Below are 24,340 nucleotides of genomic sequence, written 5' to 3'. Positions count from 1 at the left end.
CGGCGAGACGGAGCGGGTCGGCGCCGATGAGCGGTGCTCGGCCTGGTGAGTGGGACGGGTCATTGAAGTAACAGCGTGTCCGGTCAGGCGTTTATGCGGCTCCGGCGGCAAGGACCTCCCGGAACTCCCCTACAGCGGGCCGGTCCTGCTGTTCTACGGGTACGGCATGCAGCACCATCCGACCTGTCTCCAAGATCATCGTGCTGCGATACGCCGGGGAGAGACCATCGATAGTCGACGCCGCCTGTCGTGCTCCCTCGTCGATGCCCCCTTGAGCGATCATGGACCATGCCCGGTGCAATATGACGTTCGTTCGATACTGGTACTCAGGAGCGAACCTGAGTACCTCGTCTCGCGCCTTGCTCGCCTTCCTCTCATCACCCGCACCGGCATAGACCCAGCTCTCAGCGAAGTGGAGCTGATCAGGCTTCCAGAACCCCTGCGGATCAGCGGCGATGCCTCGCTCGGCGAGTCGGTGAAGGGCATCCAGCGTCGTGCGCGCCTCATCATGCCGACCGAGCAGCGTCAGTGCCTTCGCCTGGGCGGTCAGCAGATCGATCGTGGGCTCTCCGGCGATTCGTTGAGCGGAGTGCACGAGTCGAAGCACGATCTCCGGATCGCGCTGGCCGTACAAGCCTTGGCCCGCTTCCTTCGCACGCGCCAGGAGACGAAGCTGGAGATCACCGCAGACGTCCGCCGCCTGACGAGCGGTGCGCGACCAGCGAATCGCGGCACTGTGCTCACCAAGCCGAGTCAACACATTGGCGTGGACAACGGCTAGCGCGGACGTGGTGCGGTGCAGCGCGGTCACCTCGGTCGGGGAGGAGACGTCCATCTGCTCCCGGATCGTCGCGAGGTCAATGATCAGATCGGCGGCCACCTGCGCAGGCGGACGGGTGCGCAAAGCGTGGAGGTGGTCGGCGCACGCCAGGTCCCACTCCTCTATGGAGCGAAACCCGGCCCCCAGCGACAGGTCGAGAAGGCGACGGATGGGCTCGCCGGATACGCCGAGTGTGCCCAAGGCTGTGCCCGCGGCGAGCTGTAAAAGCCTACGGCGTTCCATGGCGTCCTCCTCTGCCGAATTTCCCTTTTCTGACAGAGTACGCATACGGTCAAGCTCAACAACAACGGAATGTAACGCAATAAGCGTCCCGCCTGCCTCTATAGTTCTATCAATCGCTCGAATTGCGGATATATCCGGACGTGATGCGGCGTGTTCCCACGCGGAGATCATGGTGTGATCCACATGAATCTTGTCGGCGAGACCACGCTGCGTCATATCGACAGCATCGCGCCACCGGCGGATCGTCGCCCCCAGGAGATGCCAGGGTGACGTAGTCGGGTCGACCGGCCTTGGTGCTCGCGGCATTCCTCACTCCGGGGGTTGGAGGCGATTGGGGGACGCGAACCACTCCCCCAACGAAGTCCTGGAATTTCTCGCCAAGCCGACTCCACTATTGCACGAGCACGACAGAAAGCCCGTCAAAAAAGCGGACCCGCCATCGGTATCTGACACCGACGACGGGTCCTTGATCGCAAAGGAGTGCGATCCATGGAGAATATTAGGTCCATTCCGACCCAGCAGACGATTCCCGGGTGGCGGCTGATCATCAGTGATGCGGGGCGGTTCTGGGCGTTGCGGCAGACGCCGTTCCCCATCGCGGCGATGCGGGCCGGGGCCGACCCGGCGGTGGACGCCGACACCCTCTCCGAGGTCCGGGCGGAGGTGGACCGGCAGGAGGAGATCGCCCGGCGGGTGACCTCGTGATCCGGCCTCGTCCACCCCGCACGCCGGGGCGCCACCGCAGCGGCCTGCCGTACGCCCCCGTCCACAGGAGGGTGTGGGACGGCCCGGCGCGTGCCGAGGCAGAGCTTCTGGAACGTTCCTGTACCGCCTGGGTCGTGCTCTACAGCCTGGGCAACCGCCGCTTCTACGCCATCGCCACCTGGCCCGCCCCGGGGCCGGTGATCGTCGAGGGAACCACCGCAGAGGGGGTGCGGGAGCGGATGCGGGACGTGGAGGCGGCACGCCCTCCCGAGCGCAGGGCCGCGTGAGCCCCGCCTGGCCCGCTGAAGACCACCTCGGGTCGTGACCGAGGTTTCCGGTACGGCTCCGCGCCGCCGTACCCCATGATCGTGCGGCCTGGGAGGAGGGGCCTGGGCCGCACCCCTCGTGCGGTTCCCGAACCACCCCGGGAGCCGCGTCCCTCGTCCGCACCACACCTTCCCCCGGCCGGTGCGGACCCCGGTGCCCGGCCGGACCCCACATCCGGCCGGGCACCCCTTCCCATGCCCGCCAGACCCACTCCATCCACATCCACAAGACAGATGGTGAGTGCTGTTAGAGGCGTAGGCCTTGGCCGGGGGTTTTGTGGCCGGTCCATGCGACGTCGTCGACCGCCAGCCACAGCTCCCCGGCCATGGTCGCCGGGGTCACCCCGGTGAACGCCATGACGTCGCGATGCAGGTGGGACTGGTCGGCGTAGCCGGTCTCCGCCGCGACTCTGGCCGCGTCCTCGCCTACGGCCAGGCGGTGGGCGGCGTGGTCGAAGCGGACCAGCTTGGCGGCGCTCTTGGGCGGCAGGCCGATCTGCGAGCGGAACCGGGACCACAGGCGTTTGCGGCTCCATCCGAGTTCGGCCGCCAGTCGGTCGATCCGGACCTGGCCACGCCCGGCGACGATCCGGCGCCAGGCCCAGGCCACCTCCGGATCGACCGGCGCCCCTGTCTCACCTCGGCGGGCGAGCAACGCGTCGATCAACGCGAAGCGTGCCTCCCACGAGGAGAGTTCGCCCAGTCGCTCACCGATCCGTGACGCCTCCCGGCCCCACAGGTCGCCCAGAGCCACCACGGCGCCGTCCAACTCCGCCGGGGAGACGCCCAGAATCGCGTGTGCGACCACCGGGGACAGGCGCACCTGCACGGCCTCGAAGTTCTCGCCCCGCACCCAGAGCCCGCCGAGGCCGAACCCGAGCCCGGCGACGAGACTTCCCCGCCGCCGCCGTCCGGCGGCATCGTCCACGACAAGCGGACCCGCGCCGAACTCCAGAGCCAGCGTCACGGCCGGATGCGGGACCGCCCGATGACCGGCCGTGGCCATGCCGCGGTCACGGAACCCGGCCATGCTGACACCGGCCACCCGGCTGGGCCGCTCCGGGCGCGCGACGTCCCACACAGCCTCATCGGCGTGTTCGCGCACGGTGGACCGCATCATCACATGCTACGCGGGTCGAATGATCGGAACATTTGTTCAAGCCACCGGCGCGCACGGACGGCGACGGTGGGCCCATGATTATTTGCCTGGGGGTCGATGACCCCGCCAGCCGAACGACGCCGTTCCACGATCTCCTCATGGGGAGCGAGACGTGAGGCGCGCGGGAAGCCGCCGCAGACGCCGCATCGTCGCATCGGTCATCCTCCTCACGGTCGCCGGACTGCTCCTGGCGAACGCGGTGGTGGTTTCGCGGCAGGACGCCGAGGCCACGGGGAATTCGGTCCTGCCTCTTGACGGCGGGAGCGTGCACGTGCGCCAGGACGGCCCCCACGATGGGCCGACGCTGGTACTGATCCACGGGCTCGCCGCATCGACCTCCTGGTGGGACCCGCTGGTTCCGATGCTGGCGAAGTCCTATCGCGTCATCCGGATCGACCTGCTCGGGCACGGCCGGTCGGCCAAACCGGCCGGCGGAGGCTATGCGATCCCAGAGCAGGGACGCCGCGTCGGCGAGGCACTGGACCGGCTCGGCGTGAAGCACGCCGTAGTGGTCGGCCATTCCACCGGCGGCTCGGTCGCCACCGCTCTGGCCGAGCAACGACGCGACCTGGTGACCGCGCTCGCGCTCATCGACTCCGGGCCGCGTCTGGACGCCTTCATCTCAGACGGGTTCGTGGGCCGGCTCTTATTCGTCCCTGTCGTCGGACAACTGCTGTGGCGGTTGCGGACCGACGGGATCGTTCGCCAGGGGTTGGACACCGCGTTCAGCCGCCGTGGCTACCAGGTCCCGCAACAGCTCGTCGATGACGTGCGCGGCATGACCTATCACGCGCTCACCACGACATCGCGGGCAGCCGAGGACTACCTGACGCAGCGCACGCTCCCCGAGCGGCTGGCGTCCCTCGGCAAGCCGCTGCTGGTGATCTTCGGCGAGGCGGACCGGAGGTGGCGATCCTCGTCCGCCGCCGACTATCGTGCAGTTCCGGGCGCGAGAGTCGAGTTGCTGTCCGATGTCGGACACTCACCCATGCTCGAGGATCCGCAACGGACCGCCTCGTCCCTCCTGGCCTTCATCGCGATCCACACCGCATAGGCGGAGCTCAGGGGTCAGGCCGGGGGTGTCTCGTGGCAGTAGACGAGGTGACACCTACGCCTGCGCGACGACTCTTCCCATGCGCCTCGCTCCACCTCTCCCCCTGGCCGGACACATGATCATCACCGTGTACGGCCGGAGGCCCTGTCCATACGCGCGCGATCATGCCCTTGACAGGACCCGAACCCAGCACGTAGAAAACCAACAGGTTATAGAACCGAAAGGTAATCAACGTGGGTGCCGATGTCCTCGATGCGACCTTCGCCGCGTTGGCCGATCCGACCCGGCGGGCCATTCTGGCCCGGCTGGCCAGGGGTGAGGCCACGGTGACCGAGCTGGCCGCGCCGTTCGCGATGTCCCAACCGGCCGTCTCCAAGCACCTGAAGGTGCTGGAACACGCCGGTCTGATCTCCCGTGGGCGCGACGCGCAGCGCAGGCCGTGCCGGCTTGAGGCCGCACGGCTCAGGAGCGCCATGGACTGGCTGGCCGACTATCGCGGCTACTGGGAGGAGAGCTACCGGCGCCTGGACGACCTGCTCGGCGAGCTCAACGCCGCAAACACGGGAAGCACGGAAAGCACGGGAAACACCGGCGAACCCGGACAGGAGGAGACTCCGTGACGGCGCCGCGGCATGACGTCGAGGGCCTGTCGGTGACCGCGCCCTCCGACACGGAGCTCGTGCTGAGCAGGACGTTCGCCGCGCCCCGCGCGCTCGTCTTCGACGCGTTCACCCGCCCCGAGCTGCTGCGGCGCTGGCACGGCGCACGCGGCTGGCAGCTTGTCGTCTGCGAGGTCGACCTGCGTCCCGGCGGCGCCTGGCGCTTCGTCTCGCGAGGCCCTGACGGCGCCGAGATGGGCCACGGCGGGGTGTACGTCGACGTCGAGGCCCCCGGCAGGCTCGTCCAGACCGAGATCTACGACGGCTGGGAGGCGGGTGCCGCGCTCGTCACCACCGTCTTCGACGAGCACGAAGGCCGGACCGCGATGACCGCCACGGTCCGCTACCCGTCGCGCGAAGTCCGCGACAGCGTGCTGCGCACGCCCATGGAACGCGGCGCGAGCCAGGCATACGACCGCCTGGCCGAACTGCTCGCCGAAACCCCCTGAGCCGAAACTCCCTGAAAGCCACCATCCACCCAGGAGTGCGCCGGATGGCTTACTCCCAGCACTCGTTAGGACAGTTCGAATGACCGAAACCCAGCCCGTCCAGGCTCCGGTGGAAACGCCCACGCTACCCGTTCTCCCCGGCGCGCTCCTGCTCGAGCTCGTGCCGGTGCCCGTCGCCGACATCGACCGGGCCAGGGACTTCTACGCCGAACGCCTCGGATTCACCGTGGACGTCGACGTACGGCCCGCGGAAGGGGTTCGCGTCGTCCAGCTCACCCCGCCGGGCTCGGCCTGCTCGATCACCCTGACCGAGGGCATCGCGTCCCTCGACATGCCCGTCGGCACGCTGCGCGGCCTGCACCTGGTGGTGAGCGACATCGAGGCCGCCCGCGCGACGCTCGTCGAGCGCGGCGTGGACGTGGCCCCGGTCGAGGACCTCGGCGGCGTCTACTACGCCCACTTCGCCGACCCTGACGGCAACACCTGGACCCTCCAGCACATGCCCTGGCGCGGGTAGCGGGCGGGGAAAGCCCCGAGCGGCCGGTGGAACGCGGCGCGCCGGGGCTTGCCCGTACGCGAGGACGGGGTCAGGGGGTGAAGACGTGGTCGACGAGTCGGGCGGTGGCCTTGCCGTCGTCGCGGGGGGCGTACAGGTGCCTGAAGCGCTCGTAGCGCTCCGCGTGGGCGGCGGCCACCTCGTCGATCGTCCTGAGCGCCTCGATGACGTCGGCGCCGTTCGACAGCAGCGGCCCGGGAGCCTCGGCGGCGAGGTCGAGGTAGAGGCCGCGTTTGGCGGAGTAGCGCTGCAGATCGTGGGTAAAGAAGAGCATCGGGCGGCCGGTCGCGGCGAAGTCGAACATGACGGACGAGTAGTCGGTGATCAGCACGTCGGCCACCAGCAGTAGATCCGCTATATCCGGATAAGCCGTGACATCACGGCCGAGGCCCTCGGGGATGTTGGGCGTCGCCTGCATGGAGTGCGCCCTGATCAGGAACTCGTGGCCGGGACCGAGCGCCTTGTGCGCCCGCGCCAGGTCCAGCTTGAGCGAGGAGTTCTTGCGGTCGTAGTCGCGGAAGGTCGGCGCGTAGAGCACCACCCTGACGTCCTCGGCGATGCCGAGCCTGCGGCGCACCCGCGCGGCCAGCTCGTCCCGGTCGGCGGCGGAGAGCACGTCGTTGCGCGGGTAGCCGTACTCCAGGACCTCGCCCTGGTAGCCGAACGCCTTGCGCAGGATCGGGGTCGCCCACGGGCTCTGGGAGACCAGCAGGTCCCAGCCGCGCACCTCGACGGCCTGCCGGTGCCAGGCGGGCGGCTTCGGGTCGCGGGACATGTACGGCAGGTCGTTGCCGAGTCGCTTGAGTGGGCTGCCGTGCCAGGTCTGCACGATCGTCTGGTCGTCGCGGGCCCTGAACCACTGCGGCAGGAAGCCGTTGGTCACCACGTGTCGTGAGCGGGCGAGCACGGCGTAGTGCTCGCGGCTGCCCGCCCTGACCACCCTGGGCCGGATCTCGGAGCCGAGCCCAAGCTCCGCGGAGCCGGGCGGGGTGAACGCGCCGTCCTTGACGATCCAGACGTGCTCGCGGTCGTCGCCGCGCCGTACCCGCTCCTCATAGATTGCCCGGACGTTGCCCTCGTACTGACGGCCGTCGTAGGCGACGTAGACGGTCGCCTCGTCCAGCTCGCGGGTGCGCTGGTCCGGATAGAACGAGCGCTGCAGGGCGTACAGGCCCCCGGCGCCCTTCTCGTCGTCGGGGCGTTCCTCGGTGACACTCAGCATCGGCACGTCGAACCGGGTGGAGAGCAGGCGGTAGAACCTGCCGTCGCGGATCTTCGGGTCCTCGTCGAGCGAGGCGAGGCTGGCGTGGTCGACGCGGAAGGGCACGAGTTCCCCCGAGGGGTCGCGGGTCGTCATGCTCCAGCTTCCGCTGCCCAGCGGCACGGCCTCCCCGAACCTGGGCATGGCCGAGGGGGTGAACCGCACGGAGAAACGCCCCTCGGCACGCTCCAGGGGCACGGTGTGGGCCAGGCCGCCGCGGTGCTTGAGCGTCAGCTCGGCCAGGCCCGAGCCCGGGTAGGAGCCTTCGAGGGTGAGCGCGCCGTGGTCGTCCCACGTCGCGGCGGAGATGACGGGGCGGATCCGGTGCGCGGAGACGATCACGCGGTCGCGCCGGTCGCCCAGCACGGTGATCTCCCTGTCGCCGACGATCGAGCAGCTCTCCCGCGCCCCGCCGAGCATGACGGGCGCCGCGGGGGCGCCTTTTGGTTCGATCCAGAGCCTGCCGCCGTCGCGCTCCTGAAGCAGTGAGGGCACGGCGAGCGGCACGACGACCTGCGTTCCCTCCTCGACGACGGTGAACTCGGCGGACATCCGGTGACCGTCCAGGCGCGCCTGGCCTCTGCCCTCGCTCTTGCCGGGCAGGAAGACCGTCAGTTCCAGGCGGTCGCCGTCGAGACGGACCCCGGTCAGCTCCGCCCTGGTCGGCTGCAGCGCGATCTGGAGGGCGCGGTCGGAGGTCCAGACGGGACGTATCCACCAGCCATCGGGCAGCGCGAGCCCCGCGGGGCGCTCGGTGCGCCCGCTCGACGGGCCGCGGAGCAGACCGGTGGCGCGCGCGCCCCGGCTCCAGATCACGATCTCGGCCCGCCAGGTGGTGGTGTCGGGGACGGTCGCCCGGTGGCGGAGCATCCTCCTGACCCCGTGCACCAGGGACCGCACGCCCCCGCGCCAGCGCAGCGGCCAGGGGCGCAGGTCGGCGACGAACCCGGACCAGTCGTAGTTACAGCCGGGCTCACTGGCCCCGTGGGTGGCCTCGGGGTGAAAGATCCTGCGGGTGCGCAGCCGTACCGGCGGCAGCCAGCGGGGGCCGCGCAGTACGACGGAGGCCCGGTTGAAGCGGGGGCCACGGACCGAGAGCCCGGCCAGGTAGGCGTGACCGCTGATCCGCAGCCGCCCGCCCGTCCAGGTGATGTCCTCGACCTGCGTCATCGGGATCAGGTCCGCGGCGCGCAGCCGGTACATGGCCTCGGGAAGCTCGTCCTGGAGCGGCAGGTTGGCGTACCAGCGCATGCGCCTGCGGACCCTCCTGGAGGGCTCGGCCGCTGCGGTGGTGAGCTTCTGCAGCGCGTCGCCGTCCGCGAGGTCGTCGACCGTACGGTGCTCCACCAGGTGGAAGGCGATCCTGCGGGCGACGGGCAGGTCGCGTTTGACCTTGGCGTCGACCCCTGTGACGTAGGGCTTGAAGAGCGTGACGAACTCGCGGCGGCGGGCGGCGCCGCGCTTGGCCGCCAGGTCCAGGCGGGAGCCGAGCGGACCGGACAGCACCTTGGCGTCGAAGCGGCGGCGCTGCGCGGGCGTCAGCCCCTCGGCCAGCACCGCCGAGACGATCGATTCGAGTGGCTCTCCCCGGTCGCAGAGATCCTGAACAGCTCGAAGACGGTCGACGACGGGGTCGCCGCCTGCGCGGGCGGGCGTGACGCCGGTGGCCATGGGGAAGGCACCGCCTTTCGGACAGAGCGCTGTCCTAGGCAATGTTAGTGGGCCACGCAGAAGCCGGTTACGTAGTGATTTCCGGTAGACCGTCCCACCTTGCCGATCGCATGTCGGCGCGTTCTCCCCGCAGTGGCGTCTCCTCCTCGCGCCACCTGGTCAGGCAGCGTGCCTCGTGGCCGGGAGGAGGGGTCCCGTCCGCGTGCACGACACGCCACCAGGGCACGCCGCCGCCCCAGGTCGACATGACCCTGCCGACCTGGCGAGGGCCTCCCTCGCCGAGGTACTCGGCGATGTCGCCGTAGGACATCACCCTGCCGCGCGGGATGCGCTCAACCAGGTCGAGCACCCGCTCGGCGTACGGGGTCGGATGACCTACTGACTCCATACGGAGGGCCCGGCCGCGAGGATCTCGTCGATCTTCCCGAACTCGTAGGCCGCCGAGCCGTTCAGCTGCTCGACGAGGCCGTCACGGATCGCGTAGTACTCGCCGTCCTCGCCGACCAGGCGGGCACCCAGCAGCGCGGAGACCCTGGCGAGCTGTGCCACCTGCCAGTCGGACCCGGGCGTGCCCGAGAGATTGCCGTCCCATATGGCGATGGCGTGGACCCCGTCGCCGTAGCGAGCGAGGATTTCGCCCTTTTCCTGCGAACCACGGAACTCGAACCCCGCCTGCCCCAGCACAGTCGCGAGTTCCGCGAAGGCGAGAGGCGCCGGGCGCTCCACGCGCAACTCGTACCCCATGATGCGCGACCTTAGCGAATGTTTGACGGTTGCCGGACCATGAAGACCGACTTCAGACCAACAGCATCCGAACAGTGTCCAAAAAGCGTTCGAATCGAATTAAATTCGGCTCGTAGTCGCGATGGCGGCGGCACGGACAGCGGCCCTGCAGCCCCCACGGGCCTCGCAGTCCCCACGGGCTCCCGCGGCTCTCATGCTCACCCTATGCCCGCCAGCGTGTGTCTCGGGCCCGCCCAGGGCGCCTTTCCCGCCCGAGGCCGGGCAGCCCGGGGATCTCTCCGGGGAACCGCCCGGTCTGTTCCGAGCGGCGGGTGAGCGTCACCACGGCCCAGCCGAACGCGAGCAGCCCGACGGCCAGGCCGGTGCCGTACAGCCAGAGCCTGAGGCTGTCGGCACCGGGCCTCGCGGGTTCTCCGTCCAGGGAGCCCTGACCGAAGTGCCGGTCCTCGGCGGGCGGCGCCCCCGCCGCGCCGCGCATGAGCTCTCCGGCTTTGGCGAGGGCGGCGCCCGCGTCGACCACGCCGAAGCCGACGTGGTCGTCGTATCCGGCGGCCGGGGAGGAGGAGGCGGTCGAGGTCAGCGCCCGCGAGACCAGATGCGGCGGGATGTCCGGATATTTCGCTTTTATGAGTGCAGCGACCCCGGCAACCAGCGCAGCCGCCGAGCTGGTCCCGTCCGAGGAGTCGTACTTCCCTCCGGGGGTCACCACGGGCACGTCGACGCCCGGCGCGGAGACCAGGACCGACAGGTTGTCACTGCTGAACCCGGCGGGCTGGCTCGCCGCGTCGACCGCGCCGACGCCGATGACCCCCGAGTAGCCCGCGGGGAAGCTCCAAAAGGAGGTGTCATGGTTGACGGTGTACGCGGAGCTGCCGTCGTTGCCGACGGCCGCGACCAGCACGACCCCCCGGGAGAGCGCGTAGGCGACCGCCTCGCGCTCGGCCTTGTGCGGGCCGTACGCGCCGAGCGACATGCTGATGACCTTCGCCCCGTGGCCCGCCGCGTAGCGGATCGCGCGGGCGACCGGGCTGTCCTCGCGCGTCCTCTGGTCCGCCTCCGGCGGCACGAACTCACCCTCGGGCGTGGTCTCCGCCAGGACCAGCGGCAGGGACAGGATCCTGGCCTCGGGCGCGGTCCCGAGAAGACCGCCCTTCCCCTTTCCCGCCCCCGCGATGAGCGAGGCCATCGCGGTGCCGTGCCAGTTCGCCCTCTGGTCGTCCCCGTCCAGGGCCGCCGAGCCCATGTCGGGCCCGGCGACCACCTTGCCGCGCAGCTCGGGAACCCGATCGTCAACCCCGCCGTCGATCAGCGCGACGGTCACCCCCGCCCCCTTGGTGACCTTCCACGCCTGCTCGATCTTCATCTTCTCCAGCACCCAGTGCTGGTCCTGACGCACGTCGGCCGCGCCCGCGGGGGCGCAGACCCCCAGGCAGACCGCGACCACGGCCCCGACGGCCCCGACGACCCACAGCCTCCGCCTCAACACACGTTTCCCTGGGTGCACTGGGGCACGGCGCTCGGCTCGTCGCCCAAGGCACGGGCGATGCGCCCGGCGATCGCCTGCGCGGTCGGCCACAGCTCGCTGTGCAGGATCTCCTCGGAGGGAATCGCCTGGCGGGTGCGCCCGTCGGCGTAACCGGCCGTCGAGAAGACGATGTAGGGGCCGATCCCGAGCCAGGAGTTGCGCTGCCGCTGGGCGGCGCCGAACAGCTCACTCGCCGTTCCGGAGAACGCGACGGGCCGCACCCCCACCCGGTCGTCGATCGCCAGTTGCCCGGTCGCGGTGATCCGTCTCTCCTCGTTCTCGAGCACGGCGACGCCGATCGTGAAGACGAACGTGGACGTCTGGTCGGCGTAGGTCGCCCGCAGCAGGGTGCGGCAGTCGTGCTCGGCGAGCACGGAGCCGACCGGGGCGTCCAGACCCGACCTGCAGGAGGTCTCGGGGGCGAGCCCGATCCGCCTGGCGTACTGCTGCGCGCGGCCGAGGCCGACGTACTGCAGCTCGGTGGGGAAGATCAGGTCCGCTGACCACGTGTGCCAGCGTCCCGCGATGTCGTCCTGGATGTAACGGGCCTGCTCGGCGGCGGTCAGCGGGCGTGCCCTCGTCTCGCGGAACAGCCCGACCGCGCCCGCGAGCACGTTGGTCGCGGCGATCGCCAGGATGGTGCCCATCAGGATCAGGAAGATCACCCGCAGGCGGATCCCCTCTTCCAGGGTCGCCAACTCGGCGCGCTCGATCGCCAACCGGTCGCGGCCCGCCGCGGGCCAGGCACGGACCCTGGTCCGTCTGGAAGACTCGGCGGGGCCGCCCGGACTCCCCACAGCCCCCGGCCCCACGGCCCGCCGCGCTCGCACGCCCGTGACGCGCGGCACCCGGGAGCCGCCCTGAGGGGGCCAGCCTCCGGTGCGCGACGCCTGGGAACCGCCCTGAGGCCGGTCACCGCCGGTGCGCGGTCCCGAGGCTTCCAGTCGCCGGTCAGGCTCCTGGGACCGCCCGGGCTTCGACATAGTTCGATGCTACGTCGCGGGGCTCCGCCGCCCTATCGCCGGAGTGTGTTTATGCGGTCGCGTTGCGTTCGTCGTCCTGGCCCTCCGATACGGCCCCGGCCCGGACGTGCGTGCTCACCGAGCGTATCCGGCGGACGGAGAGTCCGGCCACCGTCAGGGACGCGACGGCGCAGAGCACGGCGACCACGGCGACCACGCCGTAGAAGGTGATCCTGTCGCGGTCCCGGTCGACCACCTGTATCGGCCCGGCCGCCTCCCCCATCGGGCGGGCGGGGTCGTGGGTGCCCGTCCCCTTCGCGGTGAGGGTGTGCCGGGAGATCCTGGCGGCCTCCGCGAGCGCCCCGGAGGCGTTGACGACGCCGAAGCCCATGCCGGTGTCGTAGCCTCCGCTCGGCCGCCCGGTCGCGCCCGCGGTCAGCGCCTGCACGACCAACGCAGGCGACATTTTTGGATATTTCGCTTTAATTAGGGCAGCCACCCCGGAGACCAACGCGGTCGCCTGCGAGGTGCCCCGGCCGACCCAGTACTCGTCGCCGGGCCCGGCGCCGAGGATGTCGACCCCGGGCGCGGCGACCAGGACCGAGGGGTTCCAGTTCGAGAACGAGGCCCTGCGCAGTCGGCGGTCCGCCGCGGCGACCGAGACCACGCCGGGAAAGGCCGCCGGATAGGAGTAGGGGGCATAGCCGGTCGAGCCGGGCTTGCCCGCCCCCTCGTTCCCCGCCGCTGCGACGAGCACGACCCCCTTTGAGATCGCGTAGCGGATCGCCGCCCGTTCCTCCTTGGTCGCCAGTTCCTTGGAGATCGACATGTTGATCACGTCCGCGCCGTGGTCGACGGCGTACCTGATGCCCCTGGCGACCACGTTCTCGAACCGCTCCGCGGTGTTGAACTCGCGGAAGCCGGGTTCCTCGTCCTCCAGGATCACCCGTACGGACAGGATCTTCGCCTTCGGAGCGACGCCGATCACGCCGCTCGCCCCGCCGGGGCCGTGGCCGTGCCCCGCGATGAGCGAGGCCATGTAGGTGCCGTGCAGCCGTGGGGGGGCGACCCCCGGCGGGTTGGCCCCTGCGGTGAAATCCCTGCCCTCGGTGACGGAGCCCACCAGGTCGCGGTGGTGGGAGTCGACCCCGGAGTCCAGCACCGCGACGACGACGTTCCGGCCCCTGGAGACACGCCACGCGCCGGGCAGGTCCAGGGTCCGCAGCACCTGCCGCTGGCTGCCGCGCACGTCGTCGGCGTGCGCGGCGGGAACGGCGGGGGCGAGCCAGAGCGCGACGAGGGCGAGCGCGACGGCGCCCCTTGGGGCCGCCCTTCTTCTCAGCATCGCCACTGTCCCGAGCCGCAGACGGGTCGTGCTGGGGTCGACAGGGCGGCGAGGATCCGGTCGGCGATGTCGCCGGTGAAGGCGAAGATGGTCGGCCGCTGCTCCCCGACGGCCTTCCCCGGCCTGCCGTCGACCTGGCCGACCGTCGTCATCACCACGTACGGCCCCGCCTGCCGTACCAGGCTGCCCTGCCTGCCCTCCGCGGTGAACCGGTCGGTGACCGTGCCCCGGAAACCCAGCGCCCGCAGGCCCGGCGAGGGGCGTCCCGTCCTGGGCAGCGCGGCCTTGGCCGTGGCGGCGTCCTCCTCCCGCGCGAAGGCCGCGACGCCGACGGTGACGACGACTCCCTGGAGCGCGTCGAGATAGGTGGCGCGCAGGATCCCCCGGCAGCCCGCCCCGCGCAGCACCTCGCGCAGCCCGGGGTCAACGGCCCTGTCGCACCGCGTCTGCGGCGAGATGCCCACCCGGCGCGCCCGCTCCTCGCCGCCCTGCTCGGCCGCGTAGCCGATGCTCTCGGGGAAGATCCGCTCAGCGGGCCAGGAGAGCCAGCGCCCGGCCATCTCGGTCGCGGCGGCCCGGTCGAGCTCCGCCCGGTCGGGGCCGCGTGTGAGCTCGGCGACCGCGGTGCTGGAGGCGACCCCCGCCACGGCCGCGCACATCAGCGCCAGTGTGGACGCCATGATCAGCATCGGCCACGCAAGCCGCCGCTGACCTGGGTCCTCGTTCACACCCTCGACCTTAATCCGGTCACCGGAGATCTCATCCGTCTGATCCCCAAATAGCGGACGCCCCGCGGAGCACCTGGCTCAGCGGGGCGTGGCCGTCGGGCGCCGGTCGCCCTAGTAGGTCGGCAGGCTGGGGTCGACGGTCTTGATCCAGCTCAGCACACCGCCGCCCACGTGGACCGCGTCGGAGAAGCCGGCGTTCTTGACGATCGCCAGGACCTCGGCGGAACGCGCGCCGGACTTGCAGTGCAGCACGATGCGCTTGTCCTGCGGGAGCCTCTCCAGCGCGGAGCCGTTGAGGAACTCACCCTTGGGGATGAGCACGGCGCCGGGGATGGAGACGATCTCGTACTCGTTCGGCTCGCGGACGTCGATCACGTAGATGTTCTCGCCCGCGTCCTGCAGGGACTTGAGCTCGGCCGCGGTGATCGTGGCCCCGGAGGCGGCCTCCTGGGCCTCCTGGGAGACCGCTCCGCAGAACGCCTCGTAGTCGTCGAGGAGCTGGGTGACGGTCGGGTTCTTGCCGCAGAGCACGCACTCGGGGTCCTTGCGGACCTTGACCGAGCGGTAGTTCATCTCCAGGGCGTCGTAGATCATCAGGCGGCCGACCAGGGGCTCGCCGATGCCGGCGAGCAGCTTGATGGCCTCGTTGACCTGGATGGAGCCGATCGACGCGCACAGCACGCCGAGCACACCGCCCTCGGCGCACGAGGGGACCATGCCGGGGGGCGGGGGCTCGGGGTAGAGGCAGCGGTAGCAGGGGCCGTGCTCGGCCCAGAACACGCTGGCCTGCCCGTCGAAGCGGTAGATCGAACCCCAGACGTACGGCTTGCCGAGCAGGACGGCCGCGTCGTTCACCATGTAGCGGGTGGCGAAGTTGTCGGTGCCGTCCACGATCAGGTCGTAGCCGGAGAAGATCTCCATGACGTTGTCGGTGGTGAGCGCCACGTTGTGGACGATCACGTTGACCAGCGGGTTGATCTCCTTGACGCTGGCCGCGGCGCTCTCGGCCTTCAGGCGGCCGATGTCGGACTGGCCGTGGATGACCTGACGCTGCAGGTTGGACTCGTCCACGACGTCGAAGTCGATGATGCCGAGCGTTCCCACACCCGCGGCCGCGAGGTACAGCAGAGCGGGAGAACCAAGGCCGCCGGCGCCCACACAGAGCACCTTGGCGTTCTTCAGACGCTTCTGCCCGGCCATGCCCACGTCGGGGATGATCAGGTGCCGCGAGTAGCGGCGCACCTCGTCGACGGTCAGCTCGGCTGCCGGCTCTACCAGCGGTGGCAACGACACAGTTCTGCTCCCGTTTCAGGGGGTCTTGATGGTACGGCTAGCACAGCACGCACCACTCACAACCTAGTCTGGTGCCCCGCTCATTCCCCAATCGGGACAAGGGCAGTCTCGGCGATCAGGCGGCGGGCCTCCCTGGCGACCCTGCCGGGCAGTTCCATCTGCGCCACGTGCCCGGCGTCCGGCAGCAGCACCAGCCTGACGTGCGGGAACGTCCGCCCCGCTCGGGCGGCCATCCGCGGATTGACGAGCCGGTCGTGGCGGCCGTGGATCACCAGCGTCGGCGCGAGGACCAGAGCCGCCTGGTGCCACAGGTTCTCCTCCCCACGCCTGAAGTACTCGGCCACGATGCCGCGCGCCGAGCCGATCATCGCGCCCGCGGCGTACGGCAGGCCGTCCCTGCGTCGCAGTTCCTCCTGCGCCTCCCTGAGCCGCGTCGGGTGGATCCTGTCGAGATCGGCGTAGCACAGACCGAGCGTGGCGTTGAGCCTGCGCTCGGCGGGCACGGCCCGCAGCCGGTCGGCGACCCACTCACCCAGCCTGGGCACGGCGGACAGGGCCACCCGCGCGGGGCCGTACCGGGGAAGCAGGTCGGGCAGGGCCGGGGAGACGAGCGTGAGCGAGCGGACCAAGTCGGGCCTGGCCGCGGCGACCCGCACGGAGACCGCCCCGCCGAGGGAGTTACCGAACAGGTGCACCGGAGTGTCCGAGACGCGTTCGATCAGCGCGACGACGGTTCTGGCGTGGGCGGCGACGGAGTAGTCGCCGTCGGGCGGCTCCGGCGAGTGCCCGGCGCCCGGCAGGTCGATCGCGTGGCCGATGACCACGTCGGACAGCTCGCCCATCAGGTCGGTCCAGTTGGTCGCCGAGCCCGCCAGACCGTGCACGTAGACGGCGGTCTCCCTGGGTGACTCCGTGGACCCGTGCGGGGTCGACCGCACGTGGACACGCTGTTTCCCCTGGTTCCCCTGGTCAACCGACAGGTCGACCATCTCTCCCGGCCAGCTCGGAATCGGCTCGGCAACCACGCTTCCCCCCTTGTTCGTCCTCCGTTCTGACGATAGCTCCCCGCCGTACAACATGCCCACAAAAGCGACATTAAAGACTTATCGCATCAAAACAATTAATAAGAGTCCAACGTCGTCAATAAAGAGATAAGGAGAGGGTAAAAGCCGCCGATCATCGTTTACTGCCCGACACCGGCGGAAATCAAGAGTGCGAAGGATGACCCATTAACGGCCATCCGGGACATTTTCCAACTACTCCGGAAAATGTTGAGAGCAGGGGCAACCGATCCTTTCAAGGGGGAAACGCAATGCCCAAGTTCAAGAGCGTTCTGGCAGGGCTCGCGATCAGCACCGCACTGTCGGGCGGAGTTGTCGCCCTGGGCGCGGCGACCACGGCGACCGGCGCCAGCGCCGGCACCGTCGTCTCCGGCTTCCAGACCAGCATCGGCTTCGTCAGCGGCGGCGGCTGCGGCTGGCGTCGGCACGGCTGGGGCTGGGGCGGCGGCTGGGGCCGCAACTGCAGGCGCAACCACCGCAGGCTCGTCATCATCAACACCAACAACGTCGGCGCCGGCGGTGGCGGTGGCGGTGGCGGCGGCGCCGCACGGAACCGCAACGACAACGACAACGACAACGAGAGGGAGCACGAGCGGGAGCGCGGTGCGCTCCAGTAACTCTCGGGACGTCTGACCGACGAACCGGGACGCGCTCTACCCTGACCGCGGCGCGCGGCCGCACCACCTGACCGCGCGCATCCGGATTCACGGTCGCGACAAGCTCCTGGCCCATGGCGGAGGGGCACGGTGCCCGCGTTCACCACGACCACGTTTCTCCACGGAGAGCAAAGGCCGAAAAGGGAACGCGGGCACTCGGGAGCCGAACTCTAAACTTCGCTTTCCGGATAAACGTGAAATGTGATTCTCGCGGAAATTCGGCGAAGGCCCCGGGGACTCTCGAAGTCCCCGGGGCCCTCGCCGTGCGCGGACAGCTTTCTCGCGCGGCCTTTCACGCCGTACGGGGCGCCCTTCTTCCTCCCGGGGGCTTTTCCCGCCCGCCGCCCTTTCCCCCGGACCCGGCGTCACGGCCCGCCCCCGCTGCAGCGCCCCTGTCCCCCCGGGACACGGCGGGAGGCTCCCGCCCGGCGTCACGGGAGGCGGGACGTTCTCGCTTGGCGGCCTCGACGCTGGCCCGCAGCGCGGCCATCAGGTCGGCGGTCGGCCCCTGCTCAGGCGGCGGCCCCGTGGAGACGACCTCCCTTCCCGCGACCTTCGCCTCGATGACCTCCTGAAGCGCCTCCCGATAGGCGTCGCGGTAGCGCGAGGGGTCGAAGTCGGCGACCATGCTCTCGATCAGCGACTCGGCCATCCTCAGCTCCTGTGGCCTGACCTCAGCCTCCTCCTCAAGGAACGCGAAGTCGGCGGGACGCACCTCGTCGGGCCAAAGCATGGTCTCCAGCACGAAGACCCCGTCCCTGACGCGCAGCGCCGCGAGCGACTCGCGCTGCCGCAGCGCGACCTTCACGATCCCCACCCGCCCCGAGCGTTCGAGCGCGTCGCGCAGCAGGGTGTACGGCCCGGCGGCCCCCGGTTCGGGCTCCAGGTAGTAGGACCTGCCCAGCAGGATCGGGTCGATCTGGCTCACAGGACTGAACTGGAGGACCTCGATCCGGTGCGAGGTGGACAGCGGCAGGTCCTCGAAGTCGTCACCGTCGAGCACCACCATGTCGCCGGTCGGGAGTTCGTATCCCTTGGCCACGTCGGAGTAGGGGACCTCCTCCTCACAGGCGGAGCAGAACCGGCGGAACCTGATCCGGCCCGCGTCCTCCCGGTGCACCAGGTTGAAGGTGACGTTGCGCTGCTCGGTCGCGGTGTACATCCTGACCGGGATCGTGACCAGACCGAACGAGACCGCGCCGTTCCAGATGCTCCGCATGGCGTCTCCCTGGTTTGGAGCTTCCCCTCAAGTTTCGCACTCACGTTCGGAAATATTGCCGGGTGGATGCAAACACTTACCAATGGGCCAGGTACCCGCCATGGGGGATCCGATGCCCTGCCTTTCTCGGCAGGCGGTGTGCGAGGTCGTACGCTGACGATGTCCGACGTTCGCGGAAGAGCGGCGAAGAACGGTCAGGGAGGGCGAATGTCAGAGATGGATGTTCGTGGCGAGGGCGCGGAAGAGGAGCCCGACGAGACCCTCGCTGAGGAGCTCGACATCGAGGCGCCGGAGGCGGACGCGGCCGAGCAGCACCGCCCCCTGCGCGACGACGGCGACGACTGGCCCGACCACATCCCACAGGACGCCAATCCGGCGGACGCGACGGAGCAGAGCCGCGCCGTGGGCCTTGACGAGGAGGATTATCGCTGACCTGGATTACCCGCGCGTAGGATGTTGCGAGACAGCATGAGCACCCGCGAGGAGAACGCCGTGACGACTACCCCGGACGCCAAGCCCCGGGGCACCCGGCTGCCCCGACTGGCCCGCCGCCGCCAGTTGCTGAGCGCGGCACAGGAAGTGTTCGTCGAGAACGGTTACCACGCGGCGGCGATGGACGAGATCGCCGAGCGCGCCGGAGTGAGCAAGCCGGTCCTCTATCAGCACTTCCCCGGCAAGCAGGAGCTCTATCTGGCTCTGCTCGACCTGCACGTCGACGACATGATCGCCCGCTGCCGCGACGCCCTCGCCTCGACCACGGACAACAAACAGCGCGTCCAGGCCGCGATCGGCGCCTTCTTCGACTTCGTCTCCGGCCAGGGCGAGGCCTTTCGCCTGGTCTTCGAGTCCGACCTGCGCAACGTCGCCCCGGTCCGCCAGCGCATCGAGCGCAACCTGCGCGAGAGCGCCGAGATGATCAGCCAGGTGATCCAGGAGGACACCGGCTGCTCCAGCGACGAGGCCCGCCTGCTCGGCGTCGGCCTGGTCGGCATGGCCGAGGTCAGCGCGCGATACTGGATCAGCAGCAACGGCTCCATTCCCAAGGACGCCGCGACCCAGCTCATCGCCCGTCTGTCCTGGCGTGGCATCTCCGGATTCCCCCGGACGACCACCGATCACTGATCCGGCTGTTCGCTTGACGCGATCAACCGGCGCGTCGTGCCCCCGATGGGGCGACCATGGGACGAGCAACCCTCGTCGAAAGGGAGCAACATGGAAATCAAGATCGGTGTGCGCTCGGTGCATCGTGAGCTCGTGGTGGAGACGGACCTCTCGGCCGACCAGGTCGAGGAGGAGCTCGGCAAGGCCCTCGCCGCCGACCGTGGAATCTTCTCCATCACCGACAGCAAGGGCCGCAGGGTCATCGTCCCGATCATCTCACTCGGCTTCATCGAGATCGGCGAAGAGGAGACACGCCCCGTCGGGTTCGGCGGCACTCTCTGACGGTCCCGATACGGCTCGCGCCAGGTCGTGCCCCCACATCGACCATGGCGCGGCCCGTGGACCGGCCGTTCAGGAAACCCGGTGAGCCCGTCGCCCGTCCTCGGACCCGCCACACCGTGACGTCACCCGCTTCCGGCGACCGCAGGCCGTGACACCCGCCGGCTTCGGCGACGTCTCAGCACCCACCGGGGCATTCGTCCCGTTCCCCGAGCCCGCAGCCACGCGGGCGGCGGGCTCTGCGGGCGGGATGCCCCTCCGCGGGGATCGCCGGACAGTCGGTGCTCCCCCTGCGCAACACCGGACGCGACGTCCAGAGATTCGGTCCACATCTCGTCAAGGAACTGCCGTAGCGGCGCGAGGCCCTCATGCCTCGCACGGTACAACCGTTTGGTGCCCCGACGCGCGGGTCTCACCGGGACGCTTCACTCTCCGCCCGCCCGCGTCGCCCACTGCGGTCCCGGGCCCCCGGGCCCGGGACACGAAACCCTCAGGGACCGGGGGCAGGCCGAACGCGACCCCCCTCAGGGAGGGGTCAGACCGAGCACGGCCACATTCTCAGGGACCGGGGGTCAGGCCGAGCGCGGCCATCCGCTTGCCGTGCGCCTCGGTGAGCCTGCCGAACATCCGGGTGATGTCCTCCCCCGCCGCCTCGACCAACAGCGCGGCGAGCTCGGGCCTGGCGGTCACCACGTGCTGCCCCTGGCTCAGCGCCTCACCGACCAGCCGCCTGGCCCACAGGGCGAGCCGTCCCGCCTGCCTGGGGTCCGCCCTGATCGCCGTGCCGACGCGGTCGACCGCGAACTGGGAGCGTCCCTCGTCCACGAGCACCTCGTCGACGAGCGCGCGCGTCTCCTCGTCCACGTGGGCGGCCGCCTCCCGGTAGAAGTCGAGCGCGATCCCCGTGCCGACATAGGCCTTGACCAGGGCCTCGAGCCAGTCTCCCGGCGATGTCTGGGCGTGCCAGGCGTCCAGCGGCTTGACGAAGGGAGCCATCGCCTCCTCCGGGTCGACCCCGAGCGAGGCGATCCTGTCATGAAGAAGGCGGAAGTGGGCGTACTCGGTCGCGGCCAGGTCGCCGAGCGCGGCCCTGTCGGTCAGTGTCGGGGCATGCCGGGTGGCGTCCTCGGCCAGTCTGAGGAACGCGGTCAGCTCGGCGTAGGCGAGCACTCCGAGCAGGTCGGCGACGCCGGGAGGGGAATCACTCATGCAGGCAGCCTATGAGTTGCGGCGCCTGCCGATTCAGCTGGAATACTAAGAAATCGGTTCCGCGTTGTGGTATCGAGTACACTGCTCTGTGAAAGTGCGACCGCCCTGTGTTAATCCAGGAGATCTGCTCCTGGAAGCCCCCAAAGTCGGCATGACGCCGCAGCGGTCGCTGATGGCATTGAGAGGGCTAGCCCTTCCGCGAGGACACGGCACGGGGAAACTTTTGCGCCCGTGGTCCCGGCAGGACTGCCTTCAACGGAGATTAGGCAGGCCAAGCTGACGACGTTCCGAGACCTCGGAGTCACACCAGAGATCGCAGACGCCCTCGAGACCGAGGGCATCACCACGCCGTTTCCGATCCAGGAAATGGCCCTTCCCCTGGCCCTGAACGGCCAGGACATCATCGGCCAGGCACGAACCGGCACCGGCAAGACCTACGCCTTCGGCGTGGCGATGCTGCAGCGTGTCGGCAAGCCCAGGAAGAACCGCAAGAAGCCCCGCGGGCTGGTCGTCGTGCCGACCCGTGAGCTGGCCGTACAGGTCACCGAGGACCTGGTGACGGCCGCGGGCAAGCTCGGCTCACGGATTCTCACCGTGTACGGCGGGCGCGCGTACGAACCCCAGATCGAGGCGCTCAAGCAGGGCGTCGACGTGATCGTCGGCACTCCCGGCCGCCTGCTCGACCTGGTCAAGCAGAAGCACCTCGACCTCGGCCAGATCGACGCGCTCGTCCTCGACGAGGCAGACCGCATGCTCGACCTGGGCTTCCTGCCCGACATCGAGCGCATCATCAAGCTCATCCCGGCCAAGCGGCAGACGATGCTGTTCTCCGCGACGCTGCCGGGCGAGATCGTCGCGCTGTCCCGGCGTTACCTCAACCGTCCGACGCACGTGCGGGCGGAGAACAACGACGCCGAGGCCGAGGCGACACCGCAGACGACCCAGTTCGTCTGGCGCGCGCACCGGATGGACAAGATCGAGATCGTGGGTCGTCTGCTCCAGTGCGAGGGGCGCGGACTCACGATGATCTTCTGTGAGACCAAGCGCGCCTGCGACATGGTCGTCGAGCAACTCAAGGAGCGCGGCTTCGCCGCCGCGGCCGTCCACGGAGACCTCGGTCAGGGCCAGCGTGAGCAGGCTCTGCGCGCCTTCAGGAACGGCAAGATCGACGTCCTGGTCGCGACCGACGTCGCGGCGCGCGGCATCGACGTCGACGACGTCACCCACGTCGTCAACTACGACTGCCCGCAGGACGAGAAGGCCTACGTGCACCGGATCGGGCGCACGGGCAGGGCGGGCAAGACCGGCGTCGCGGTGACCTTCGTGGAGTGGGAGGACCTCACTCGCTGGAAGGTCATCAACAACGCGCTCTCGCTCGACTTCGCCGAGCCGGTCGAGACCTACTCGACCTCCCCGCACATTTTCAGCGCGCTGGGCATCCCCGAGGGCACGAAGGGCGTGCTACCGCATGCCAATCGGTCCAGGGCGGGTCTGGCGGCCGAAGAGGTCGAGGATCTCGGCGAGACGGGCCGCATCCGCTCGCGCGGTCCCCGCAGGGGTCGCGACGAGGAGCGGGAGGAGCGCCGTGAGCGTCCCGCCCGCACTCCCAGGGAAAGGCGCCGCACCCGCGGCGGCCGGACCGGCGCGGAGGCGGAGACCGTGGAGACCGTGAGAGCAGTCGAAGCGGTGGAGACGGCCGTCACCGAGGCACCGCAGGCAGAGGAGCCAAGGCGTCACCGTTCACGGGGGGGCCGCATCGTCGAGGAGACCCCGGCGCCGATCGCGGCGCAGGAGGTCCAGAGCCCGATCGTCGAACCCGCCGAGCTGGAGGTGGACGTGGATGTGACGCCCCGCAAGGACATCCGTGACGACCGGCCCGCCGAGACCGCGTCCCGCAGGGGCCGGTCCCGGAAGGCAGGGCTGAACCCCGAGGTGAGCCTCACCGAGGAGGAGACGGTCCAGGCTCACAGGGAGCCCGCGACCGGGGAGGCAGAAAGGCCGCGCCGCAGGCGTGAGCCGGTTGCCGAGGTTCCGCTGTGGGATGACGAGCCGGACCACTGGGAGGACGAGCAGGCCGCCGAGGCGCCCGCGCCCGGCCCCCAGCCGGAGAAGATCATCCCGCCCAGCCCGTTCGCGGTGATCTTCCAGTCGCCGGACCTGGCGACCGACGACGACGAGATCGCGCCGTCCGCGGCCTCCGAGCGGATGCAGAGCCGTCGCCGCCCGCAGGTCAGGGGCCAGCAGCGGGGTCCCCGCCGCCAGGGCTAGCCGTACCATGAGGAAAGGGGCGCGACCGTGATGGTGGCGCCCCTTTTCGCGTCCTGGGACGCACGCCCCAAGACGCGCGGAGTCATGTCACCAAGAGAGGTATCGTGGGGCCACGTGAGTACGCCGCGATTTCTGACCCTGCCTCCAGGCGTCCGCGTCCGCCGGTTGGAAACGGCGGTTGGCGCGTTCTCCGTGTTGGAGGCGATGCCGGGCAGCGGCATCGCCGAACGCTGGCCCGCCCTGCTGGTGCCTGGTCTCACCGGTAGTAAGGAAGACTTCATCGCGGTCCTGCAGACGCTCGCCCAGTCGGGCCGCCAGGTCGTCGCGATCGACATGCGGGGGCAGTTCGAAACAAGCGGCCCCGAGGACCCCCAGGCCTACACTCGCGCGGCGCTCGGCAACGACGTCGACGTGCTGGCACAGCTGATCGGCAAGGGCGAGCCCATCCACCTGGTCGGGCATTCCTTCGGCGGGCTGGTCACCCGGGAGGCGGTCATCGACGGCCGCACCAAGTTCGCGTCCTACACGATGATGAGCACCGGACCCGCCGCGATCGTCGGCCCCAGGGAGCACGCGGGCCGGGCCATGCTGGACAGCCTTCCCGAGGCGGGCCTCGAGCAGATGTGGGACACCCGGCTGGAGCCCGAGGCGCTGGCCTCCGGGGTGCCCGATGAAATCGTGGCGTTCCTGCGCAAGCGCCTCTTCTCCAACTCCCCGACCGGGATGTCCATGATGACCAGGGAGGTGCTCTCCGCCCCCGACCGCTGTGACGAACTCACCCAGGTCGGCGTCGCGATCCTGGTCCTGTTCGGCGAGCACGACGACGGCTGGCCGCCGGAGACACAGGCCGAGATGGCCGACAGACTGAACGCCGAATGCGTGGTCGTCCCCGGCGCCGCCCACTCTCCCGCGGTCGAGGCGCCAGAGACGACGGCGGCGGCGCTCATCCGCTTCTGGAACGCGGCGGAGTCACGACTGCGCAGCTGA

The 24,340-nt window shown here is 70.0% G+C and carries 25 protein-coding genes; 12 read left to right on the top strand and 13 right to left on the bottom strand.

Features of this window, described 5'->3' with window-relative positions:
- Positions 1-91: 91 nt before the first annotated feature.
- Entirely contained in the window at positions 92-1,369 is a 1,278-nt protein-coding gene (locus tag AB0395_RS01190; protein WP_366275829.1) for a helix-turn-helix transcriptional regulator, read from the bottom strand.
- A 183-nt stretch (positions 1,370-1,552) separates the two neighbouring features.
- Between AB0395_RS01190 and AB0395_RS01185 the strand changes: the two genes are divergently transcribed.
- Both AB0395_RS01185 and AB0395_RS01180 read left to right on the top strand, forming a co-directional pair.
- Positions 1,553-1,768: a hypothetical protein gene (locus tag AB0395_RS01185; RefSeq protein WP_366275828.1), complete on the top strand. Its 216-nt coding sequence runs from the start codon at positions 1,553-1,555 to the stop codon at positions 1,766-1,768.
- Positions 1,765-2,055 carry a hypothetical protein gene (locus tag AB0395_RS01180; protein WP_366275826.1) on the top strand — a complete coding sequence of 97 codons (291 nt, stop codon included), beginning with the start codon at positions 1,765-1,767 and terminating at the stop codon, positions 2,053-2,055. The genes AB0395_RS01185 and AB0395_RS01180 overlap by 4 nt, the downstream gene beginning before the upstream one ends.
- Before the next feature lie 286 nt (positions 2,056-2,341).
- Here the strand turns inward: AB0395_RS01180 and AB0395_RS01175 are convergent, their stop codons facing one another.
- Positions 2,342-3,211, bottom strand: coding sequence for a helix-turn-helix domain-containing protein (locus tag AB0395_RS01175; RefSeq protein ID WP_366275824.1), 870 nt, complete (start codon positions 3,209-3,211; stop codon positions 2,342-2,344).
- A 154-nt stretch (positions 3,212-3,365) separates the two neighbouring features.
- On the opposite strand from AB0395_RS01175, the gene AB0395_RS01170 reads away from it, so the two are divergent.
- The 4 genes from AB0395_RS01170 to AB0395_RS01155 all read left to right on the top strand — a co-directional run bounded on the left by AB0395_RS01170 (position 3,366) and on the right by AB0395_RS01155 (position 5,932).
- Positions 3,366-4,307 carry an alpha/beta fold hydrolase gene (locus tag AB0395_RS01170; RefSeq protein WP_366275822.1) on the top strand — a complete coding sequence of 314 codons (942 nt, stop codon included), beginning with the start codon at positions 3,366-3,368 and terminating at the stop codon, positions 4,305-4,307.
- A 233-nt stretch (positions 4,308-4,540) separates the two neighbouring features.
- On the top strand, positions 4,541-4,927 hold the full coding sequence (locus AB0395_RS01165; protein ID WP_366275820.1) for a metalloregulator ArsR/SmtB family transcription factor: 387 nt from the start codon (positions 4,541-4,543) through the stop codon (positions 4,925-4,927).
- The gene (locus tag AB0395_RS01160; protein WP_366275819.1) at positions 4,924-5,415 is read left to right on the top strand and encodes an SRPBCC family protein; all 492 of its coding nucleotides are present in this window, start codon (positions 4,924-4,926) and stop codon (positions 5,413-5,415) included. The genes AB0395_RS01165 and AB0395_RS01160 overlap by 4 nt, the downstream gene beginning before the upstream one ends.
- Positions 5,416-5,494: 79 nt before the next feature.
- Complete coding sequence (locus AB0395_RS01155) at positions 5,495-5,932, top strand: VOC family protein (protein ID WP_366275817.1); 438 nt, start codon at positions 5,495-5,497, stop codon at positions 5,930-5,932.
- Positions 5,933-6,002: 70 nt separating this feature from the next.
- On the opposite strand, the gene AB0395_RS01150 is transcribed toward AB0395_RS01155, so the two are convergent.
- The 9 genes from AB0395_RS01150 to AB0395_RS01110 all read right to left on the bottom strand — a co-directional run bounded on the left by AB0395_RS01150 (position 6,003) and on the right by AB0395_RS01110 (position 16,525).
- Positions 6,003-8,903 (bottom strand): CDP-glycerol glycerophosphotransferase family protein, encoded by a 2,901-nt coding sequence (locus AB0395_RS01150; RefSeq protein ID WP_366275816.1) that lies wholly within the window; start codon positions 8,901-8,903, stop codon positions 6,003-6,005.
- A gap of 67 nt (positions 8,904-8,970) precedes the next feature.
- Positions 8,971-9,291, bottom strand: a complete 321-nt coding sequence (locus tag AB0395_RS01145; RefSeq protein ID WP_366275814.1) for an MGMT family protein — start codon at positions 9,289-9,291, stop codon at positions 8,971-8,973.
- Positions 9,279-9,647 carry a hypothetical protein gene (locus tag AB0395_RS01140; protein ID WP_366275813.1) on the bottom strand — a complete coding sequence of 123 codons (369 nt, stop codon included), beginning with the start codon at positions 9,645-9,647 and terminating at the stop codon, positions 9,279-9,281. The genes AB0395_RS01145 and AB0395_RS01140 overlap by 13 nt, the downstream gene beginning before the upstream one ends.
- A 202-nt stretch (positions 9,648-9,849) precedes the next feature.
- Entirely contained in the window at positions 9,850-11,133 is a 1,284-nt protein-coding gene (locus tag AB0395_RS01135) for a S8 family serine peptidase (RefSeq protein WP_366275811.1), read from the bottom strand.
- Positions 11,127-12,155, bottom strand: a complete 1,029-nt coding sequence (locus tag AB0395_RS01130) for a hypothetical protein (protein ID WP_366275809.1) — start codon at positions 12,153-12,155, stop codon at positions 11,127-11,129. Before AB0395_RS01130 ends, AB0395_RS01135 begins: the two co-directional genes overlap by 7 nt.
- Before the next feature lie 49 nt (positions 12,156-12,204).
- Positions 12,205-13,479, bottom strand: a complete 1,275-nt coding sequence (locus tag AB0395_RS01125; protein WP_366275807.1) for a S8 family serine peptidase — start codon at positions 13,477-13,479, stop codon at positions 12,205-12,207.
- On the bottom strand, positions 13,473-14,207 hold the full coding sequence (locus tag AB0395_RS01120; RefSeq protein WP_366275806.1) for a hypothetical protein: 735 nt from the start codon (positions 14,205-14,207) through the stop codon (positions 13,473-13,475). The genes AB0395_RS01125 and AB0395_RS01120 overlap by 7 nt, the downstream gene beginning before the upstream one ends.
- Positions 14,208-14,318: 111 nt before the next feature.
- The gene (gene moeZ / locus AB0395_RS01115) at positions 14,319-15,500 is read right to left on the bottom strand and encodes an adenylyltransferase/sulfurtransferase MoeZ (RefSeq protein ID WP_366275805.1); all 1,182 of its coding nucleotides are present in this window, start codon (positions 15,498-15,500) and stop codon (positions 14,319-14,321) included.
- 80 nt (positions 15,501-15,580) lie between these two features.
- Positions 15,581-16,525: an alpha/beta hydrolase gene (locus AB0395_RS01110; protein WP_366275803.1), complete on the bottom strand. Its 945-nt coding sequence runs from the start codon at positions 16,523-16,525 to the stop codon at positions 15,581-15,583.
- A gap of 287 nt (positions 16,526-16,812) precedes the next feature.
- Between AB0395_RS01110 and AB0395_RS01105 the strand changes: the two genes are divergently transcribed.
- Complete coding sequence (locus AB0395_RS01105; protein WP_366275801.1) at positions 16,813-17,178, top strand: hypothetical protein; 366 nt, start codon at positions 16,813-16,815, stop codon at positions 17,176-17,178.
- Between the two features lie 331 nt (positions 17,179-17,509).
- On the opposite strand, the gene AB0395_RS01100 is transcribed toward AB0395_RS01105, so the two are convergent.
- A complete protein-coding gene (locus AB0395_RS01100) occupies positions 17,510-18,436 on the bottom strand; it encodes a Ku protein (protein WP_366275800.1) in 927 nt (308 codons plus the stop codon).
- A gap of 207 nt (positions 18,437-18,643) precedes the next feature.
- Here AB0395_RS01100 and AB0395_RS01095 point away from each other — a divergent pair, with 207 nt between their 5' ends.
- From AB0395_RS01095 to AB0395_RS01085, 3 genes are all read left to right on the top strand, one after another.
- Positions 18,644-18,868 carry a hypothetical protein gene (locus AB0395_RS01095; RefSeq protein WP_366275798.1) on the top strand — a complete coding sequence of 75 codons (225 nt, stop codon included), beginning with the start codon at positions 18,644-18,646 and terminating at the stop codon, positions 18,866-18,868.
- Positions 18,869-18,928: 60 nt separating this feature from the next.
- Complete coding sequence (locus AB0395_RS01090; protein WP_366275902.1) at positions 18,929-19,558, top strand: TetR/AcrR family transcriptional regulator; 630 nt, start codon at positions 18,929-18,931, stop codon at positions 19,556-19,558.
- A gap of 90 nt (positions 19,559-19,648) precedes the next feature.
- Entirely contained in the window at positions 19,649-19,879 is a 231-nt protein-coding gene (locus tag AB0395_RS01085; RefSeq protein WP_366275797.1) for a DUF3107 domain-containing protein, read from the top strand.
- A gap of 555 nt (positions 19,880-20,434) precedes the next feature.
- On the opposite strand, the gene AB0395_RS01080 is transcribed toward AB0395_RS01085, so the two are convergent.
- Positions 20,435-21,085, bottom strand: a complete 651-nt coding sequence (locus AB0395_RS01080) for a ferritin-like fold-containing protein (RefSeq protein WP_366275796.1) — start codon at positions 21,083-21,085, stop codon at positions 20,435-20,437.
- Between the two features lie 366 nt (positions 21,086-21,451).
- Between AB0395_RS01080 and AB0395_RS01075 the strand changes: the two genes are divergently transcribed.
- Complete coding sequence (locus AB0395_RS01075; protein ID WP_366275795.1) at positions 21,452-23,353, top strand: DEAD/DEAH box helicase; 1,902 nt, start codon at positions 21,452-21,454, stop codon at positions 23,351-23,353.
- 114 nt (positions 23,354-23,467) lie between these two features.
- Positions 23,468-24,340 (top strand): alpha/beta hydrolase, encoded by an 873-nt coding sequence (locus tag AB0395_RS01070; RefSeq protein WP_366275794.1) that lies wholly within the window; start codon positions 23,468-23,470, stop codon positions 24,338-24,340.

The organism is Streptosporangium sp. NPDC051023 (assembly GCF_040689595.1).
Classification (GTDB): Bacteria; Actinomycetota; Actinomycetes; order Streptosporangiales; family Streptosporangiaceae; genus Streptosporangium.
Note: the sequence above shows the minus strand (reverse complement) of the source record. Positions and strands in the feature narration are given on the sequence as shown.

Coding starts and splice junctions, on each gene's coding strand:
- AB0395_RS01130 (WP_366275809.1), bottom strand. CDS start 12,155: ATGTCGAAGCCCGGGCGGTCCCAGGAGCCTGACCGGCGACTGGAAGCC.
- AB0395_RS01190 (WP_366275829.1), bottom strand. CDS start 1,369: ATGCCGCGAGCACCAAGGCCGGTCGACCCGACTACGTCACCCTGGCAT.
- AB0395_RS01175 (WP_366275824.1), bottom strand. CDS start 3,211: ATGCGGTCCACCGTGCGCGAACACGCCGATGAGGCTGTGTGGGACGTC.
- AB0395_RS01075 (WP_366275795.1), top strand. CDS start 21,452: ATGGCCCTTCCCCTGGCCCTGAACGGCCAGGACATCATCGGCCAGGCA.
- AB0395_RS01155 (WP_366275817.1), top strand. CDS start 5,495: ATGACCGAAACCCAGCCCGTCCAGGCTCCGGTGGAAACGCCCACGCTA.
- AB0395_RS01185 (WP_366275828.1), top strand. CDS start 1,553: ATGGAGAATATTAGGTCCATTCCGACCCAGCAGACGATTCCCGGGTGG.
- AB0395_RS01145 (WP_366275814.1), bottom strand. CDS start 9,291: ATGGAGTCAGTAGGTCATCCGACCCCGTACGCCGAGCGGGTGCTCGAC.
- AB0395_RS01085 (WP_366275797.1), top strand. CDS start 19,649: ATGGAAATCAAGATCGGTGTGCGCTCGGTGCATCGTGAGCTCGTGGTG.
- AB0395_RS01095 (WP_366275798.1), top strand. CDS start 18,644: ATGTCAGAGATGGATGTTCGTGGCGAGGGCGCGGAAGAGGAGCCCGAC.
- AB0395_RS01100 (WP_366275800.1), bottom strand. CDS start 18,436: ATGCGGAGCATCTGGAACGGCGCGGTCTCGTTCGGTCTGGTCACGATC.
- AB0395_RS01125 (WP_366275807.1), bottom strand. CDS start 13,479: ATGCTGAGAAGAAGGGCGGCCCCAAGGGGCGCCGTCGCGCTCGCCCTC.
- AB0395_RS01105 (WP_366275801.1), top strand. CDS start 16,813: ATGCCCAAGTTCAAGAGCGTTCTGGCAGGGCTCGCGATCAGCACCGCA.
- AB0395_RS01140 (WP_366275813.1), bottom strand. CDS start 9,647: ATGGGGTACGAGTTGCGCGTGGAGCGCCCGGCGCCTCTCGCCTTCGCG.
- AB0395_RS01080 (WP_366275796.1), bottom strand. CDS start 21,085: ATGAGTGATTCCCCTCCCGGCGTCGCCGACCTGCTCGGAGTGCTCGCC.
- AB0395_RS01150 (WP_366275816.1), bottom strand. CDS start 8,903: ATGGCCACCGGCGTCACGCCCGCCCGCGCAGGCGGCGACCCCGTCGTC.